This is a genomic window from Bacillus shivajii, assembly GCF_020519665.1.
GTDB lineage: Bacteria > Bacillota > Bacilli > Bacillales > Salisediminibacteriaceae > Bacillus_CA > Bacillus_CA shivajii.
The window spans coordinates 4,409,528-4,427,900 of the sequence record NZ_CP084703.1 but is presented as its reverse complement, the minus strand read 5'-3'; the positions used below and the strand labels follow the sequence as shown (position 1 = coordinate 4,427,900).

At 37.2% G+C, this 18,373-nt stretch carries 16 protein-coding genes and 5 tRNA genes; 20 read left to right on the top strand and 1 reads right to left on the bottom strand.

All coding sequences use genetic code 11. The features are described from left to right. The first annotated feature begins 18 nt into the window (after positions 1-18). Entirely contained in the window at positions 19-1,173 is a 1,155-nt protein-coding gene (locus LGQ02_RS21160) for an aminotransferase class V-fold PLP-dependent enzyme (RefSeq protein WP_226516244.1), read from the top strand. A gap of 10 nt (positions 1,174-1,183) precedes the next feature. Then, the gene (locus LGQ02_RS21155; protein WP_226516243.1) at positions 1,184-1,894 is read left to right on the top strand and encodes a DUF554 domain-containing protein; all 711 of its coding nucleotides are present in this window, start codon (positions 1,184-1,186) and stop codon (positions 1,892-1,894) included. 51 nt (positions 1,895-1,945) lie between these two features. Here LGQ02_RS21155 and yyaC read toward each other — a convergent pair whose 3' ends face one another. Beyond that, a complete protein-coding gene (yyaC, locus tag LGQ02_RS21150; protein WP_264183996.1) occupies positions 1,946-2,470 on the bottom strand; it encodes a spore protease YyaC in 525 nt (174 codons plus the stop codon). 162 nt (positions 2,471-2,632) lie between these two features. Here yyaC and LGQ02_RS21145 point away from each other — a divergent pair, with 162 nt between their 5' ends. The 18 genes from LGQ02_RS21145 to LGQ02_RS21060 all read left to right on the top strand — a co-directional run bounded on the left by LGQ02_RS21145 (position 2,633) and on the right by LGQ02_RS21060 (position 18,043). After that, positions 2,633-3,664 (top strand): YkvI family membrane protein, encoded by a 1,032-nt coding sequence (locus tag LGQ02_RS21145; protein ID WP_226516242.1) that lies wholly within the window; start codon positions 2,633-2,635, stop codon positions 3,662-3,664. Between the two features lie 76 nt (positions 3,665-3,740). Beyond that, positions 3,741-3,926, top strand: a complete 186-nt coding sequence (locus LGQ02_RS21140; RefSeq protein ID WP_226516241.1) for a DUF951 domain-containing protein — start codon at positions 3,741-3,743, stop codon at positions 3,924-3,926. Positions 3,927-4,200: 274 nt separating this feature from the next. Further along, positions 4,201-5,301, top strand: coding sequence for a redox-regulated ATPase YchF (ychF, locus tag LGQ02_RS21135; protein ID WP_226516240.1), 1,101 nt, complete (start codon positions 4,201-4,203; stop codon positions 5,299-5,301). 432 nt (positions 5,302-5,733) lie between these two features. Beyond that, positions 5,734-6,021 carry a 30S ribosomal protein S6 gene (gene rpsF / locus LGQ02_RS21130; protein ID WP_226516239.1) on the top strand — a complete coding sequence of 96 codons (288 nt, stop codon included), beginning with the start codon at positions 5,734-5,736 and terminating at the stop codon, positions 6,019-6,021. A gap of 36 nt (positions 6,022-6,057) precedes the next feature. Further along, positions 6,058-6,579 carry a single-stranded DNA-binding protein gene (gene ssb / locus LGQ02_RS21125; protein ID WP_226516238.1) on the top strand — a complete coding sequence of 174 codons (522 nt, stop codon included), beginning with the start codon at positions 6,058-6,060 and terminating at the stop codon, positions 6,577-6,579. 49 nt (positions 6,580-6,628) lie between these two features. Next, positions 6,629-6,859: a 30S ribosomal protein S18 gene (rpsR, locus tag LGQ02_RS21120; protein ID WP_226516237.1), complete on the top strand. Its 231-nt coding sequence runs from the start codon at positions 6,629-6,631 to the stop codon at positions 6,857-6,859. A 432-nt stretch (positions 6,860-7,291) separates the two neighbouring features. Continuing rightward, positions 7,292-9,787 (top strand): sensor domain-containing protein, encoded by a 2,496-nt coding sequence (locus LGQ02_RS21115; protein ID WP_226516236.1) that lies wholly within the window; start codon positions 7,292-7,294, stop codon positions 9,785-9,787. A gap of 99 nt (positions 9,788-9,886) precedes the next feature. Beyond that, positions 9,887-10,078: a YuzK family famiily protein gene (locus tag LGQ02_RS21110; protein WP_226516235.1), complete on the top strand. Its 192-nt coding sequence runs from the start codon at positions 9,887-9,889 to the stop codon at positions 10,076-10,078. A gap of 247 nt (positions 10,079-10,325) precedes the next feature. Beyond that, complete coding sequence (locus tag LGQ02_RS21105) at positions 10,326-11,261, top strand: YybS family protein (protein WP_226516234.1); 936 nt, start codon at positions 10,326-10,328, stop codon at positions 11,259-11,261. Positions 11,262-11,274: 13 nt separating this feature from the next. After that, positions 11,275-13,245: a DHH family phosphoesterase gene (locus LGQ02_RS21100; protein WP_226516233.1), complete on the top strand. Its 1,971-nt coding sequence runs from the start codon at positions 11,275-11,277 to the stop codon at positions 13,243-13,245. After that, positions 13,242-13,685 carry a 50S ribosomal protein L9 gene (rplI, locus tag LGQ02_RS21095; RefSeq protein ID WP_226516232.1) on the top strand — a complete coding sequence of 148 codons (444 nt, stop codon included), beginning with the start codon at positions 13,242-13,244 and terminating at the stop codon, positions 13,683-13,685. The genes LGQ02_RS21100 and rplI overlap by 4 nt, the downstream gene beginning before the upstream one ends. A gap of 29 nt (positions 13,686-13,714) precedes the next feature. Further along, positions 13,715-15,076, top strand: coding sequence for a replicative DNA helicase (gene dnaB, locus LGQ02_RS21090; protein WP_226516231.1), 1,362 nt, complete (start codon positions 13,715-13,717; stop codon positions 15,074-15,076). Positions 15,077-15,341: 265 nt separating this feature from the next. Further along, positions 15,342-16,628 (top strand): adenylosuccinate synthase, encoded by a 1,287-nt coding sequence (locus LGQ02_RS21085; RefSeq protein ID WP_226516230.1) that lies wholly within the window; start codon positions 15,342-15,344, stop codon positions 16,626-16,628. Positions 16,629-17,264: 636 nt separating this feature from the next. Then, a tRNA-Glu gene (locus LGQ02_RS21080) sits at positions 17,265-17,339 on the top strand. 276 nt (positions 17,340-17,615) lie between these two features. After that, a tRNA-Met gene (locus LGQ02_RS21075) sits at positions 17,616-17,692 on the top strand. Positions 17,693-17,773: 81 nt separating this feature from the next. Continuing rightward, positions 17,774-17,849 (top strand) — tRNA-Asp (locus LGQ02_RS21070). Between the two features lie 28 nt (positions 17,850-17,877). Continuing rightward, positions 17,878-17,953 (top strand) — tRNA-Phe (locus tag LGQ02_RS21065). A 14-nt stretch (positions 17,954-17,967) separates the two neighbouring features. After that, positions 17,968-18,043, top strand: a tRNA-Thr gene (locus LGQ02_RS21060). Positions 18,044-18,373 lie beyond the last annotated feature (330 nt).

Sequence of the window (18,373 nt, the reverse complement as noted above, 5' to 3'; positions counted from 1 at the left end):
ATAAAGGAGTGAAGTGTGATGATCTATTTTGACCAAGCATCTTCCAGTTTCCCGAAGCCAAAGATGGTGGCTGAAGCAATGGTTGAAGCGGTCAATGAATATGGCGCTAATCCAGGTAGAGGTGGACATCGTTTATCTCAAAAGGCTGCATCAGTGATTGAGAATACAAGAAGAAAGTTATCAATCATGTTTCAAAGTGATCGGGCAGACCGTGTGATTTTTTCATCAAATGCAACAACTGCAATTAACCAAGGGATATTTGGTCTTTCACTTGCAGAGGGCGATCATGTCATCACAACTAGCTTTGAACATAATTCCGTTCGACGACCGTTAGAAAAATTAAAAGCAGAAAAAGGAATCAGGGTAACGTATTTACAACCTTCTATTTCAAAAGAAGAAGCTAAGCAGAGTTTGAATAATGCTTTAACTGAACGAACAAAACTTGTCGTCATGACTCATGGTTCAAACTTGACAGGTGAAGTATTGCCTATTGAAGAATGGGGAGATGTGTTGAAAGATCACAATGCTTTATTTTTCGTCGATGCTTCACAAACAGCAGGAGTGTTACCAATAAAAATGATAGACAGTGGTATTGATATGTTAGCTTTCCCTAGTCATAAAGGGTTACTTGGCCCACAAGGAGTGGGTGTCTTAATTGTACAGCTACATGTTCGACTATCCCCACGAATTGTTGGTGGAACTGGAAGCCATTCTGAATCGAAAGAACAGCCAGATATATGGCCAGCAGGATTAGAAAGTGGAACATTAAATACTCCTGGGATAGCTGGATTATTGAAAGGTTTGGAGTATGTTGAAAAAGAAAGTCTTGAAAAAATCTATGCTCATGAGAAGCACTTAACAGACCTTTGTAAAAAAGGGTTGATGGAAATGGGTGAGGTAGAAGTCATTGCTCCTCGAAATGAAGTGAAGCAACTCGGAGTCGTTGCTTTCCGAATTCCAGGGATTGATGTAAATGAAATGGCAATGATTTTGGACGAACATTATGGTATCGCTGTCCGTTCAGGCTTGCACTGCACTCCTTTGGCACACCAAACGTGCAATACAATTGATACTGGATTAATTCGTGTGAGTTTTGGACCATTCAATACAGAACAAGAAGTTGAACAGTTGATTGTAGCAATTCAAGAGATTAAAGAAGGTCTATTAAGTTAGGAGAGACATCATGGTATTATTAGGCACATTGATTAATGGGCTTGCGATTATTATTGGAGCTTGGCTAGGGTCGAAATTAAAGGGTTTTTCCGATGAGATGAAAGAAACAGTGACAAAAGGTATTGGTTTAGCTGTTATTGTCCTTGGGTTAATGATGGCAATGGAGAGTCACCAATTTATTATTGTGATTCTTAGTTTAGCATTTGGTGGAGTCCTGGGAGAAAGGTTAAACATTGAAGGGAAATTAAATGAAGTTGGGAATTGGCTACAGAGAAAAATGAACAAAAATAAAGAATCGAATATTGCCGAAGGATTTGTAGCAGCAACTTTAGTTTTCGTCGTTGGTGCAATGGCAATTATCGGTGCACTTGACAGTGGGTTAAGACAGGACCATTCAGTATTACTAACAAAATCTGTTTTAGATGGCTTTTTCTCGATCATTTTTGCAGCAACTTTAGGAATTGGTGTCTTGTTTTCTGCATTTCCGGTCATTATTTATCAAGGGAGTATTGCATTATCGGCGACCTTGATTGCAACAAGTATCCCTGAAGAATGGCTTGATTTTATTATTAGTGAAATCACATCTGTTGGTGGAATTATGATCATTGGGATCGGTTTAAATATTATCGGATTAACAAAAATACGAATTGCAAACCTTCTTCCGGCGATATTATTTGTTATTATATTAGTCATTATTTATGTTTCATTTCTTGCAATATAAATATTGTGTTAAGCGAGGCTGTCCAATGCATGATTGCATTGGACAGCCTTTTTATATAGAAGTTTTCGATTCCTTTTCGTCCGTTTGACGAAGTCGATTTGCATAAATGATGGAGCGGGAGATGATATTAGCCATTTTCATAACAATGGATAGTCTAGTATTTTGAAGAACCATCATTTCCATAAAGCCTGACACATTAACTATCCCTGTTATATGAATATCACCTACACTAGGTAATTGCTTTTTCACTGCAATTCCTGGACGTACGGGACCTTCTCCTAAGGTCATGATTCCAACACTAGAGGAGCGTCCTAAGCAGGCGTCGATTCCGATTATAAATGGGGACTTATGACTTACGCTGATCATTTGTAATGTATCTTCTAAATTCTTTGCATGAACAGGTTCTTCTAATGTTCCATAAACCGTGATGCCGTGGTGAAGTCGCTCACTAATTTTTGTACCAACCAGTGGACCTAAGCTATCACCTGTTGAACGATCTGTCCCAATACAAACAATGACAATATCTCTATTATCTGTAGGGAAATAAGTAGCCATTTGTTTCGCCATTTTATTCATAGATGTTAGGTCATCCATGTGATAGCGAAACGTGTTTTTTTTCGAATGTGGAAAAAGTTGTCCCGAAAGCATCATACAACCCTCATTTCCGAAATAATAGTAACAGTATACGGATACTTTTTCGGATCTATACGTCAAATATGGAAAAAAGAGGGGAAGAATATGTTGTTATCGGGGTTGAAATGGACGTTTCTTATTGTGGGTACTATGATCGGGGCAGGATATGCATCTGGTAGGGAGTTATGGCAATTCTTTGGATCAGAAAGTAGTTTTGCAATCCTACTTTTTTCAATATTATTCTTTATATGTAGCTACGTTGTTATGAAAATAAGCTATGAAAAAAAATCAGCACACTATATCCCTGTTTTAAAAGAGTTGATGGGTAGAAGGTTAACAAAAGTTTATGATGGAATGATTATTCTATATTTATTTTCTACAACGATGATCATGATTGCAGGAGGTGGGGCAACACTTCAAGTGTTGCATGTGCCGTATTGGTTTGGTGTTGTGATTATTTCTGTTTTACTCGTACTTTTATTTATTTGGGGAATTAACGGGATGACTTCAATGAATGCGATGATCATTCCGGTATTAATTATTAGTTTAGTAGGGACATTATTAGTATTTCAGTGGACATCGGGGTTTTCCTTTCAGTTTGATGTAACGAAGCAACATAATTGGCCATCAGCATTTACGTTTACAGCATTAAACATTTTACCTCTGGTTGCCGTACTAGGAGCAATTGGACATAAAATTAATCACCGTGGTGAGTTATGGGTTGCCAGCTTAGGGAGTGCGGTTATTTTAGGAACTGTCTCATTTTTATATAATGAATCATTGTTAAAGGTCGCTCATGAGGTGATGTTATATGAAATTCCATTATTTGCGATTTTAAAGCATTATCCATACTTTATGGTGTTGTTGATGTCTGGACTGTTATGGGTGGCGATTTATACGACAGCAGCCTCAGGCATGCTCGGATTATGTACAAGGTTTCGAGAATTCGTAAAACTACCATATTGGATGATCGCATTTCTTTTTGTTATATTAATGATACCACTTACAACGATAGGCTTTTCAAGGCTTATTTCAATCCTTTATCCTTTATATGGCATCTTAAATTTATATGTCCTAGCAGCAATTATTTTACACCCAATCATGCACCGATTTGATGAAAAAGTCATCAATTCATAGAAGCATGGAAATAATAGAGAATGATGTAGTATAATTCCTATGATGATTCATTTATGAATGAGGGGAGTGGATGACTATGAGTGAAAAAAACTATGATTTAAATAACATTGTAGAAATGAAGAAGCCGCACCCTTGTGGTGAAAACCGCTGGAAAATTATTCGTATGGGCATGGATATACGAATAAAATGTCTCGGTTGTGACCATAGTATTATGCTTCCTAGAAGAGAGTTTGATAAAAAGATGAAGAAAGTATTAGAGTAGGTAATAAATTATCTGTAGTTCGTAAAATGACTACACAAACACTTTGTGTATTTACTATGGATGAATTAAGATAAAGCGTTAATGTTCGATATATATGTATCATTGATAGAAAGGAACAAGGCACTCACATTAAGCAGTGGGAGCCTTGTTTTTTTCTTGTAGTATCTCTATAATTGGGTAGGATGTAGTAAGATTGTTCTAAAAGTAAATTAGCGGGAATTTATACAGTAATTCATATACTTTGAATAATTATATAAATAAAGGGGTTTGAAGGATGGCGTTAACAACAGGGATTGTCGGATTACCGAACGTAGGAAAGTCAACATTATTCAACGCGATTACACAAGCAGGTGCAGAGTCTGCAAACTATCCATTCTGTACGATTGATCCGAACGTGGGGATCGTAGAAGTACCAGATGCACGTTTAGATACATTAACCGAAATGGTAGAACCAGATAAAACGGTGCCGACTGCTTTTGAATTTACAGATATTGCAGGGATTGTCGAAGGTGCAAGTAAAGGTGAAGGATTAGGAAATAAGTTCTTATCTCATATTCGTCAAGTAGATGCGATTTCTCATGTTGTCCGCTGCTTTAACGATGAAAACATTACACACGTTTCAGGTAGTGTTGATCCGATTCGAGATATCCAAGTTATTAACCTTGAATTAATCTTAGCCGACTTAGAAACGGTAGAAAAACGAATCGGTAAAGTAGAAAAAATGGCGAAGCAAAAAGATAAAGACGCTATGTTTGAATTTGAAGTGTTAGACAAGCTTCGAAAAGCTTTTGAAGATGAAAAGCCAGCGCGTAGTGTAGAATTAACAAAAGAACAAGAGAAGTTAGCAAAAGGTCTACATTTATTAACAATGAAACCTGTTCTTTATGCTGCAAATGTTAGTGAAGAAGAAATTCTTGATGCTGATGCAAACCCATATGTTCAAAAAGTAAGAGAGTTTGCTGCAGAAGAAAAATCTGAAGTAATTGTCGTTTGTGCAAAGATCGAATCAGAAATTGCTGAGCTTGAAGGGGAAGAAAAACAAGAATTTTTAGATGATCTTGGCATTGAAGAATCTGGGCTTGACCAATTAATTAAAGCAGCATATAACTTACTAGGGTTAGAAACGTATTTCACAGCAGGAAAACAAGAAGTACGAGCATGGACGATTCGCCAAGGTACGAAAGCACCTCAAGCTGCAGGTGTCATTCACACCGACTTTGAGCGTGGGTTTATCCGTGCTGAAGTCGTTGCTTATGATGACTTAGTGGAAGCTGGGTCAATGAGTGTCGCAAAAGATAATGGGAAGGTTCGTCTTGAAGGAAAAGACTATGTCGTCAAAGACGGCGACGTCATCCACTTCCGTTTTAATGTCTAAAGAAATGGATATACTGAAGAAGTAGTAAAGGCTTTTGATCTTTACTACTTTTTTTTATGTTAAAGATGAATGTTAATACCGAGTCTCTGCAGAAGAATAAGTGATGCAAGGTTCAAAAGAGCAAGCACTCCACGATATTTGCCCTTCATCCACGGCAAAGAAGACACTGTGATAGCAAGTGGAACGAAGCTAGAACAGATGTCGCACTTGTGCCTAGAGGTGAAAGCGAGCACATAAGCTGTCAAAAATAAGCACTTATGTTCAAGGTAGTCTTTAAATTAAAAGAGTAAGGAAGTAGAATTTTTTTATGTATACTTGTACTTTAAGAATCGTTCTGCTATAATTGACAATTGCGAGCAATAACATTATTGTACTTTGCTCCTTGCTCTTTTTAAAAGAAAAGAGCCTTAGTCCAAAAGGAGGTGACGAAACATGCGCAATTATGAAATCATGTACATTGTACGTCCAAACTTAGAAGAAGCAGCTACAAAAGAAACTGTAGAACGTTTCAGCAAAGTTTTAACTGACAATGGCGCAGAAGTCGAGAACGTTGAGGAAAAAGGTAAGCGTCGTTTAGCTTATGAAATCAATGATTTCACAGAGGGTTACTACGTATTACTAAACGTAAATGCAAACTCTGAAGCAATCGATGAGTTTAACCGTTTAACTCGTATTAACGATAACATTTTACGTACTCTAGTCGTTCGTGACGACGAGTAGGTCCTAGATAAAGCATAATTCCGGGGAGGAGTTCGGATGATAAACCGAGTTGTACTAGTCGGTCGTTTGACAAAAGATCCAGAATTACGATACACAGCCAATGGTATTGCTGTTGCAAGTTTTACTTTAGCTGTAAATCGTCCGTTTTCAAATCAACAAGGGAACCGTGAAGCGGATTTCATTAATATTGTTGTTTGGAGAAAACAAGCTGAAAATGCCGCGAACTACTTGAAAAAAGGTAGCATGGCTGGTGTTGATGGACGTATACAAACACGCAGTTATGATAATAATGAAGGTCGTCGCGTATTTATCACAGAAGTGGTAGCTGAAAGTGTTCAATTTTTAGAACCACGTGGTGGATCTGGCGGAAACCGCGATCAGCAAGGTGGCGGGTACGGACAAGGCAACGAAGGTTATCAACAACCTCCGAACCAAGGATCCGGAAACCAAGGTGGCTTCGGTCAAGGAGCCCAAGGTGGTCAGCGTAATACAAATGACGATCCGTTTGCTAGTGATGGGAAACCGATTGACATTAATGACGATGATTTACCATTTTAATTAAAATAATTCGTTTATAATATAAAATAAACAAAAAGGAGGGGTTCGCATGGCACGTCGTGGTCGTCCAAAGCGCCGTAAAGTATGTTACTTTACAGTAAACAAGATTGAAAAAATTGACTATAAAGATACTGATTTGCTTAAGAAGTTTATCTCTGAGCGTGGAAAAATTCTTCCTCGCCGAGTAACTGGTACTTCTGCAAAATATCAGCGTCAATTAACACGCGCTATTAAGCGTGCTCGTACAATGGCACTATTGCCTTACGTAACTGAGCAATAATATATAAACCTCTAGTAGTGACGAAGCTACTAGAGGTTTTTTTATACGCTAATTAAGACTTCACTGGTGAAGTCGCAAAAAAAGAGAATTCTCTGAGATAAAAGGTCGACGATGCGACGTTTCCGGCAGAGTGCGGGCTTATTTTTGGTGTATTTTGATGCCTTGCTTTTCTCTTATGTATTAACTCGTATCTCACCAAAAGCTTATACTTCCTTCCAACATCATCTTCCTCTAACAATGAAAAGACTACCATTTTAATTATAAATACTCCTCATGTAGTTATATCGAACTAGTAAATTTGTATATAAATATGGTGACATTTTAACTGCATAGGACACAAAGACCAAATATAGGTATTTATGTGGTAACATAGTTTCAACAAAATGTGACAATACTTGACGCTAACGTCCTTCATTTAAAGGAGTGCTTTATATGGAAACGGATATACCTAAAAAGTTTCAACTATATGAACTTGTGTTACAAAACATGGAAGAGTGGATTATTATATGTGACAAAGAAGGTAAAATTATTTATTATAACCATTCAGAAAAACTGTTTAAACAAGCTCCAGATAGTCACATTAATTTTGATAATATCTATAATTATTATGATCTATTTGAAGTAGATGGTATAACACGAATTAAAAGAGATTCTATTCCATTGTATGAAGCGCTACGTGGGAAGGTCGTACGTCAAAAGCAAGTAGTAGTGAGAACGAAGGACGGAAAATCGGTGTACTTAATGGTCAATGGACACCCTATTAAAGACGATAATAATGAAATTATAGGTGCTATTATTGTTGCTAATGATGTAACAAAGGAAAATGAAACAAAAAAAGCATTAATTGAAACCGAAGAGAAGTACCGATTAGTAACTGATAATACAAACGATTTATTATATATACTGAATGACCACGGCAAAGTCACTTACTCTTCATTATCTAACCGAGAAATAGTTGGTTATTTGCCAGAGGAAATGGAGGGGAAGTCTGCTCTGTCATTTATACATAATGACGATCATTATTCAGTGAAAGAAGCGATTACTGAGGCAATATCAAGTTTGAAGCCGGTAAAAAGGGAACTACGGCTAATAAATAAAAATAACCATGCATTATATGTAGAAGCAAAAGGTGTTCCTGTTTTTAACAAAGAACAAGGAAATGTTGATATTGTCGTTGTAGCGCGAGACATTACTGAACGGAAAAAGGTAGAAAAACATTTAATTGAAAGTGAAGAACGTTATCGAAGCTTAGTAGACTTATCACCATTAACAGTTTTTGTACATGTCCATGGGGAAATTAAATATATCAATAAGACAGGAGTCGATTTGTTAGGGGAGGATTCAGCAGAGGATATTATTGGGAAACAAGTTTATGACTTTGCATTTTCTGAAGATATTCCTATATTACTCGATAGAATCGATACGGTCTATCATCTTGGGGAAACATCAACACCGGTGGAGCTTGAAATTAGTACTGCAAAGGGAGATATAAAGACAATTGAAGCGATGTCGTCATTAATTCGTTTTAAAGGAAAAAAAGCTATTCAAACGATTTTAGTTGACATTACCGATCGCAAGAAAGCTCAAGATCAAGTGACACATATGGCTTACCACGATACATTAACAGATTTGCCAAATCGTAGGCACTTTACTATGACATTAGCTGACTATTTAAAGGAATCAAAGTTAAAGGGAACGAAACATGCTTTACTCATGTTAGACGTCGATAACTTTAAAATGATTAATGATATTTATGGTCACTCATTTGGTGATGAATTGTTATTAAATTTGGGTGAAAGATTAAAAGAGTGTCTTTTAGAAAACATGGTATTATTCCGTATTTCTGGAGACGAATTTGCAATACTACTTTCTCATATTTCTGGTGAAGTAGAAGTACTTGATGTTGCAAATAACCTTGTTAACCTCTTTAACGAAACAATCGAAATAAATAACGTAGAATGTTCTGTTTCGACAAGTGTAGGCATCACGTTTCTCCCAAAAGATGGCAACGATCCAGATACATTATTGAAGAATGGAGACATGGCATTATACTGGGCGAAGAAAAAAGGAAAGAATGTTATTGAAGTATACTCTGAACAATTACAAAATCAGTTTCTTGAGAAAAAGCGTATGGAATTGGCGCTAAAGCAAGCATTAGAGAAAAATGAATTCGAATTGTTTTATCAACCTATATTTGATTTAACATCCGGTGAAATTACAGCTACTGAAGCGTTATTAAGATGGGAACATCCGACAAAAGGGAGTGTTTCACCGGCAGATTTTATCCCGATTGCTGAAGAGACAGGCTTAATCTTTCCTATTGGTGAATGGGTGTTACGTGAAGCATGTCAACAATTAAATAAGTGGAATAACAATGAAGTCGGCAATATATGTATGAAAGTGAATTTATCTGCAAAACAGTTTTACCAAACGAATTTTGTGAAAAATTTACAAAGGATAATTAAAGAAACAAAGATTAATCCAACATGTTTAGAATTAGAAGTCACAGAAAGTATTATGATGCAACAAACAGAACAAGCAATTGCATCTTTAGAAGAACTAAGCAAGTTAGGGGTAAAGCTAGCAATTGATGATTTTGGAACCGGTTTTTCATCATTAGGTTATTTGAAAAGGTTCCCAATTGATACTCTAAAAATAGATCGTACATTTGTATGGGATATTCACAAAGATAAAAAAACAGAGGCAATTGTGCAAACAATAATCCACTTAGCAAAAGCTTTAGAGCTAGATATTGTCGCTGAAGGTGTTGAAACAAAACAGCAGCTCCAATTTTTATCTGAAGAAAAATGTGAGTATATACAAGGGTATTTATTAAGTAAACCGATATCAAGTGAAGAATTTAATAACACCTACCTGGATTTAAAGAAAAAAGCCCGTAAAGTTCTTCAAGCAGAAACAAAGTCTTAACTAATTGCTTTTTTTGGATTTGTGTATAAAGAAGAGGTTTGAACTTAAATCAATTTGGCAACATAAATGGTATAAATATTAAAGGAGGATTTATAGAAGATGTCTTCAGATGAAAATGACATTAAGTACACAGAGCCGATGGAAAAAGGGTTAAGACAAACACATGGATTCGGCCATGAAGTTTTAAAGAAAAGTTTAGACAAAAAGATTGAAGTAGAAAAAGTACGTGAAAAGGAACATAAAAAAAGCCTTGAAGTAGAGCATGAATTGAATAGAAAATTTAATAGATAGTTCTGTTACAAAAATCCAGGTAGGTGACACGAAAACTCGTTGTCAAATACCTGGATTTCTTTATAAAGGTAGAGTTCAAATATAGAATAATCATAAAATTTACAAATGTTTCACATGAAACATTTCATCATTTTTCAAACACTATTGCAAAATGAAGGGCTTGTAATTGTTTTTGTTGTTTCTATTCTTATCATGCTACAATAAGGGACGATGACAATGAAATTAACGGAGAAAGAGGGACTTACGTATGGATCGTTCCACACTACAACAAGGAGCAATTTTCTTAACAATATTTTTAGTGCTCGCTTTTTTAACAATCTTGGTACCATTTATCGGAATGTTTACATTGTTTTTATTACCGATTCCATTTGTGTTCTTTACTTATAAATTCGGTTTAAAACCAGCCATTTATTTAGCCTTGTTTTCCTTTTTTATCTCCTTTTTATTGATGGGACCATTCGCCATTCCACTTACGGTTAGTTTCGTTATTGGTGGTGTAGTGATAGGAGAGATGTATCGAAGGAAAAAACATGCCTTTGCTGTTCTTCTTGGAGGGTCTCTTTCATTTATCGGTGCTTTACTGGTTAATTTTGTCGGAAGCATTTTAGTTTTGGATATTCATCCGATAGAAGAGTTGCAAAGCCTTTTAAAAGAGTCAGTAGAGCTTTCTGAAGAAATTTTAGGGGCGGCTGTTGCATTACAAGATGCGGGGGCAGTAGAAACAGCATATGAATTTATTGATCAATTAGTGTACATTACCCCTACATTGTTAATTATATTAGGTGTAGGTTACGCTTTTATTGTGCAATGGCTTGCTTCATTGTTTTTGAGAAGAAAGAAGTATGAAATCGAGTTATTTCCTCCACTTCGAACGTGGACATTTCCAAAAGCCTTTATTTGGTACTATTTAATCACATATATTTTTATTATTATAGGAGTAGAGGAAGGAACAGCCGTTTATACGGTCATTGCAAATTTAACGCCAATATTAGAGATCGTTATGATCATTCAAGGATTTGCTTTTATGTTTTTCTTCTTCCATTATAAAAAAATGCATGTTATTATACCAATCGTTTTAATGATTTTTGCATTTGTCGTTCCGATATTACTTCATATCGTTCGAATCTTAGGTATAATTGATTTAGGATTTGACCTTAGAAAACGATTGAACTCAAAGAAGTAGGAGTTGTGAATATATGCCTAACTTCCTGTTAAAAAGGTGGCATGGCTATCACGTAGTATCACTTTTTAGTATAGCCATATTGTTTATTGGAATTCTCACCTACTATCAATGGAAAATTGGTTTATTAGGTCTACTAAGTTTAGGTGTTGTGTTTTATCTTTTATTACGAGCAAAAACACAATTTGAAAAAGAACTGGCTGCCTATGTTGAAACACTCACTTATCGAGTGAATAAGGCTGGAGAAGAAGCTGTAACGAATTTACCATTAGGAATTCTCCTGTATAATGAAGAGCAGCAAATTCAGTGGGCAAACCCTTACATGGTCGATCTTTTAGAGAAGGATTGTATAGGGGAACCTATTACGTTTTTTGGAGACAAGTTACTTGAAATGCTAGAAGAAGGTGATCAGACTTTCTTGCATACAATTTCTGAGAAGAAGTATCGTGTTGTTCATGAACCGAATGAGCGTCTTCTCTACTTTTTCAATGTAACAGAAGAACAAGAGATTAAAGATTTGTTTGAGCGGGACAAAACAGTCATTGGTCTCGTTTATTTAGATAATTATGATGAAGTGACGCAAGGAATGGATGACCAGATTCGCAGTAAGTTACTTACACACGTGTCCGAAGCATTAAATCAATGGTCAAATGAGTATGATATTTTATTAAAACGTACGGCGTCCGATCGGTTTATTGCCGTTTTTAATGAAGAGGCGTTAGAAAAGCTTGAAGAAGACCAATTTACGATCTTAGATACGATTCGTGAAGAAACATCGAAAGAAAAAGTAGCATTGACTTTAAGTATCGGGATTGGCAGTGACCATCATTCGTTAAAAGAGCTTGGTAGTGTCGCACAGTCAAGTTTAGATTTAGCATTAGGGCGTGGTGGTGACCAAGTTGCGATAAAACAGAAAAATGGAAAAGTCCGTTTTTACGGTGGAAAATCAAATGCGATGGAAAAACGTACGAGAGTGAGAGCTCGAGTGATTTCCCATGCTATAAGGGATTTCATTGTAGAAAGTGATAAAGTTCTTGTAATGGGACATAAAAACCCAGATATGGACTCAATCGGAGCTGCAATTGGGATGTTAAAAATTGCTGAAGCGAATGGGAAAGATGGATATATCGTATTAGATCAAAATGATGTGAACCAAAGTGTTTATAAATTACTAGAAGAGATACATGATCATGACCATTTATGGTCGAAGTTTATATCTCCAGAGGATGCAAAAGAAGAGATCACATCTGATACTTTGTTATTTGTTGTTGATACTCATAAACCTTCTTTAGTTATTGAGCCAAAACTGTTAGATCAAACAGATCGAGTCATTGTCATCGACCATCATAGGCGTGGAGAAGAATTTATTGAAGAGGCAATACTTGTTTATATGGAACCGTACGCCTCATCAACTGCTGAGCTTGTTACAGAACTTCTAGAGTATCAACCATCACAGCCAAGACTCGAAGTACTAGAGTCAACTGCGCTACTTTCTGGTATAATTGTAGATACGAAAAGTTTTGCGATTCGCACAGGGTCTCGGACATTTGATGCTGCATCCTATTTGAAAGGTCAAGGTGCTGACACAACACTCGTTCAAAAAGTGATGAAAGAAGATTTAGGTCAATACGTCAAAAGATCAAAGCTTGTAGAAAGGGCCTATATATATAATGGTGGAATGGCAATTGCTAAAGGAGCCCCAGATGATAGGTACAGTCAGTTATTAATTGCCCAAGCCGCCGATACATTGCTTACAATGAATGACGTTGTCGCATCTTATGTGATATCGATGCGAGAAGATGGACGTGTATCAATTAGTGCCAGGTCATTAGGCGAAGTAAATGTCCAAGTGATAATGGAAAAAATGGATGGTGGCGGACATTTAACTAATGCAGCAACACAACTTGAAGAGGTGTCGATCGAAGAAGCTGAAGAATTATTAATAGAAAAAATAGATGAATACTTCAAAGGGGGACAATCGTCATGAAAGTCATCTTTTTGAAAGATGTCAAAGGTAAAGGCAAAAAAGGCGAAGTAAAAAACGTATCTGAAGGTTATGCACGAAATTATTTGTTTAAAAACAATTTAGCGATCGAAGCAAACGAAGGAAACATGAAAACACTCGAGAAGAAACAAGAAAGTCAGCAAAAGAAAGCTGAAGAAGAGTTGGAAAAGGCAGAGCAGCTCAAAGAAGAACTTGAGAAGATGACAATTGAGCTGACAGCAAAAGCTGGTGACGGCGGTCGTTTATTCGGTGCTGTAACGAATAAACAAATTGCTGAACAGCTTAAGAAAAAGAAAGTAAAGATTGATAAACGAAAGATTGAAATGGATGAGCCAATTCGTGCATTAGGCTATACAAATGTTGAAGTAAAAGTTCATCCGAAAGTTACAGCAACGTTAAAAGTTCACGTTAGTGAGCAATAAAAGGAGAGTAGAAACGAGGGAAGAGCGTTATGAGTGATTTATTTGCTGATCGTACGCCACCTCAAAATATAGAAGCGGAACAGGCGGTGCTAGGGGCGATTTTTATTGATGATAACGCTCTTGTCACCGCCTCTGAACGTTTAGTTCCGGAAGACTTTTACCGCGCAGCGCATCAACGTATATATACAGTGATGCTCGATCTATCGCAAAAAGGTGAACCGGTTGACTTAGTCACCGCTACATCAGATCTGCAAACGAAAAATTGGCTTGAGGAAATTGGCGGCGTGTCATATTTAAGTGATTTAGCAAATGCTGTCCCGACTGCAGCCAATGTTGAATACTATAGCCGAATCGTTGAAGAGAAATCGTTACTGCGCCGTCTCATTCGAGTTTCAACGAATATTGCCTCTGAAGGATATGCTGCGGATGAAGATGTTAATGCGATTTTAAATGACGCGGAAAAGTCAATTCTTGAGGTGTCACAAAAGCAAAATACAAGTGCGTTTATTGCAATAAAAGATGTTCTTGTTGAAGCGTTTGATAAAATTGAAGTATTACAAAACAGTTCTGGAGATGTTACCGGAATCCCGACAGGTTTTACAGAGCTTGATGACATCACAGCAGGATTTCAGCGTAACGACTTAATTATTGTTGCTGCACGTCCATCAGTTGGTAAGACAGCATTTGCCCTAAATATTACTCAAAATGTTGCAACAAAGACAGATGAAAATGTTGCGATTTTCAGTCTTGAGATGGGGGCAGACCAACTTGTTATGCGAATGCTTTGTGCTGAAGGGAACATTGATGCACAGAAATTACGTACAGGTGGGCTAGAAGACGAGGACTGGCAGAAGTTGACGATGGCAATGGGGAGTCTTTCGAAAGCTGGAATCTACATTGATGATACTCCAGGTGTAAAAGTGAACGACATCCGATCTAAATGCCGTCGTCTAAAACAAGAGCACGGTCTTGGAATGATCATGATTGACTATCTACAGCTGATCCAAGGTGACGCCCGCAGCGGTGAAGGCCGTCAACAAGAAGTATCAGAAATTTCTCGTTCATTAAAAGGGCTCGCTCGTGAACTAGAAGTTCCTGTTATTGCTTTATCTCAGCTTTCACGTGGTGTAGAGCAAAGGCAAGATAAAAGGCCGATGATGAGTGATATACGTGAATCAGGAAGTATTGAGCAAGATGCTGATATTGTTGCCTTCCTATATCGTGATGATTATTATGACCAAGAAAGTGAAAAGAAAGATATTATTGAAATCATTATTGCAAAGCAACGTAACGGTCCAGTAGGTACCGTAGAACTTGCCTTTGTAAAAGAATATAATAAATTCGTAAACCTTGAACGAAGGTATGGCGAAGGGGATATCCCGCCAAGCTAACTCTGTGCAGTTTCATACTGCATGGAGCTTTTTTTATTGTGTTTTAATTCCTTACTTTAAATAGGACCCGAAACTTTACTGGCACATGGAAAAAAAATCAAACAAGTAAGGGGGGGGGATATAAAACGAACATAAATAGTTGTTTTGTTTGTTAATGTTCGGATTTAAGTTGACTAATTCAATATAAATTGATACACTAACGTTGGTTTAAAGGTGATTTGTATTTATATAAAATATGACGATAGATTTATGGAGGTGCTCACTCATGCCATCAGTTGTAGTTGTAGGAACGCAGTGGGGAGACGAAGGAAAAGGGAAAATTACGGACTTTTTATCTGAACAAGCTGAACTTGTAGCACGTTATCAAGGTGGTAACAATGCAGGTCATACGATTGTTTTTGACGGGAAGAAGTACAAGCTGCATATTATTCCTTCTGGTATTTTTTACGGTGATAAAACATGTGTGATTGGAAATGGAATGGTGATTGACCCGAAAGCTTTAGTAGAGGAACTAAAATATTTACATGACCACGGTGTGGATACGAGTAATCTACGCATTAGTAATCGTGCCCATGTTATTTTGCCCTACCACTTAAAGCTTGATGCCGTGGAAGAAGAAAGTAAAGGTGCGAATAAAATTGGAACCACTCGAAAAGGAATTGGTCCAGCATATATGGATAAAGCAGCACGTGTAGGAATTCGTATTGCTGACTTATTAGATAAAGAAACCTTTGAAGAGAAATTAACATTTAATCTTCAAGAAAAAAACAGATTGTTTGAAAAAGTATATGAAGTCGAGGGCTTTACTATAGAGGACATACTAGATGAGTATTATGAATATGGTCAAGAATTTGCTAAATACGTTACAGACACATCTGTTGTCCTAAATGACAGTTTAGATGCTGGAAAACGTGTTCTCTTTGAAGGTGCTCAAGGGGTGATGCTGGATATTGACCAAGGGACATATCCTTTTGTTACATCATCAAACCCGATCGCAGGAGGAGTAACGATTGGCTCAGGTGTTGGTCCTTCTAAAATTAATCATGTCGTTGGCGTTTCAAAAGCATACACAACTCGAGTTGGGGATGGTCCATTTCCTACAGAATTAAATAATGAAATTGGCGATCGTATTCGTGATGTAGGTAATGAATATGGTACAACAACTGGGCGTCCACGTCGTGTCGGTTGGTTTGACAGTGTCGTAGTACGTCATGCACGACGTGTAAGTGGTATTACGGATCTTTCACTAAACTCAATTGATGTCCTATCTGGTATTGAGACGTTAAAAATTTGTGTCGCATATAAGTACAAAGGCGAAATTATGGAAGAGTTCCCAGCGAGTTTGAAAGTACTTGCTGAATGTGAACCTGTGTATGAAGAGCTTCCAGGTTGGGATGAAGATATTACTGGTGTACGTTCTCTACATGAATTACCCAAGAATGCACTTTATTACGTGGAGAGAGTCTCTCAATTAACTGGGATTCCTTTATCGGTGTTTTCTGTTGGTCCAGATCGAAGTCAAACAAATCAAGTAAGAGGCGTGTTTGCCTAACATAGCTAATAAAGAGGGGGGATTCTTTGTGGAATCTTCCCTTTTTTTATTTGTGTTCTTTGCTTTTGTAAAAAGACCAAGGTTTTTAGTGAAAAAGCAACAGTAAATCTTTATTTAAGGCTGTTTTCTAAACTACGTGCCTCTTCCTCTTCAAGTACTTGTTGGAAGAAGGTGCGTCGAGGCAGCTCGAAGGAGATTCGGAGTTGTGAGTGCTCGTTGTGCCTTCCTCTAACAGCTTACTCTTTGGTGAGGATCCGTCGGCACAGCTCATAGCTTAATCAGCGTAGTGTTGTTCGTTGCTCCTGCGGTTACTCGTCGCAGGAAAAGAGTGTTGCTTTTGAAATGAAAGGGTAATATACAAACTACAAGCAGTGAAAAGCTGCGACTCCGGACACCGTCAGCCTGTAACGGATTTGTGAATCAATTTATGCGAAAAGAGCTATTTAAAGAGATAAAGGTTTATAAAAACAGTTTTATTTAGAAAGTATTGATTTTTTATTGAAATTCCGTTATTGTATAAAAGTACTTTTTTTCGACAAGCTTTTATAAAAATGATAAAAAAGTTTTAAAAAGTGTTGCATTCCTTTTCGGAAGATGTTAATATTATTCTTGTCGCTGCGAACGACACAACATAATGGCCCGTTGGTCAAGTGGTTAAGACACCGCCCTTTCACGGCGGTAACAGGGGTTCGAATCCCCTACGGGTCACCATTTTAAAAAAAACTTTACAAATTGTTTTCGAATAAGGTATAATATTACTTGTGACTCCATATACTGATTAAGGAGTAAGTGAGAGACAGTCAAGTCTCTACGAAGAAAAGCACTATCCGTAAACTTTTATAACGTCGCGGGGTGGAGCAACGAGGGCAACATCATCGAATAAACTTCGAGTTGTCTCGACGCATAAACTACAAAGCGATACTTGTAGAGGAAGAGACAGTCAAAAAAGCTACGGAGCATAACATCATCCGTAAGCATTCATATCGTCGCGGGGTGGAGCAGTCTGGTAGCTCGTCGGGCTCATAACCCGAAGGTCGGTGGTTCAAATCCGCCCCCCGCAACCAATTTTTTTTATTTTGTATAAAAAGCATATGATTGAATCTTTTATACATACTCGTTTTTCATAGATTTTTAAATTTGGACAAGGTCCCGTGGTGTAGCGGTTAACATGCCTGCCTGTCACGCAGGAGATCGCGGGTTCGATTCCCGTCGGGACCGCCATTTTAATTTTATAAATATAAATTATTTAGGCTCGGTAGCTCAGTCGGTAGAGCAACGGACTGAAAATCCGTGTGTCGGCGGTTCGATTCCGTCCCGAGCCACCATTTTGATTACAATTGCTGGCCTAGCTCAATTGGTAGAGCAACTGACTTGTAATCAGTAGGTTGGGGGTTCAAGTCCTCTGGCCAGCACCATTACATAAGTTTAACCTATTCATAAAGAATAGGCTTTTTTTATTGTTAAAATGTATAAAATGAATATAGGTCGAGGTAACCAAATTTTTTATGTTTATCTTTTAAATGCGACTATGGCACTTTCTTTACCAAAGGGTCGGTAATCGCTGAGTTTTCTTAAATATAAGAAATATTGAAATGAAATGTACGAAATAAACCCTTGTATAAAGTTTATAATCTAAAAGAAAGCCATGCATTTTCACTTTAGGTGAAAAATGCATGGCTTTTACGTAAACTCCTCATTGCGAATGATAAATTAGCCTTAGGGTATGCTAAAAATAAACAAATACA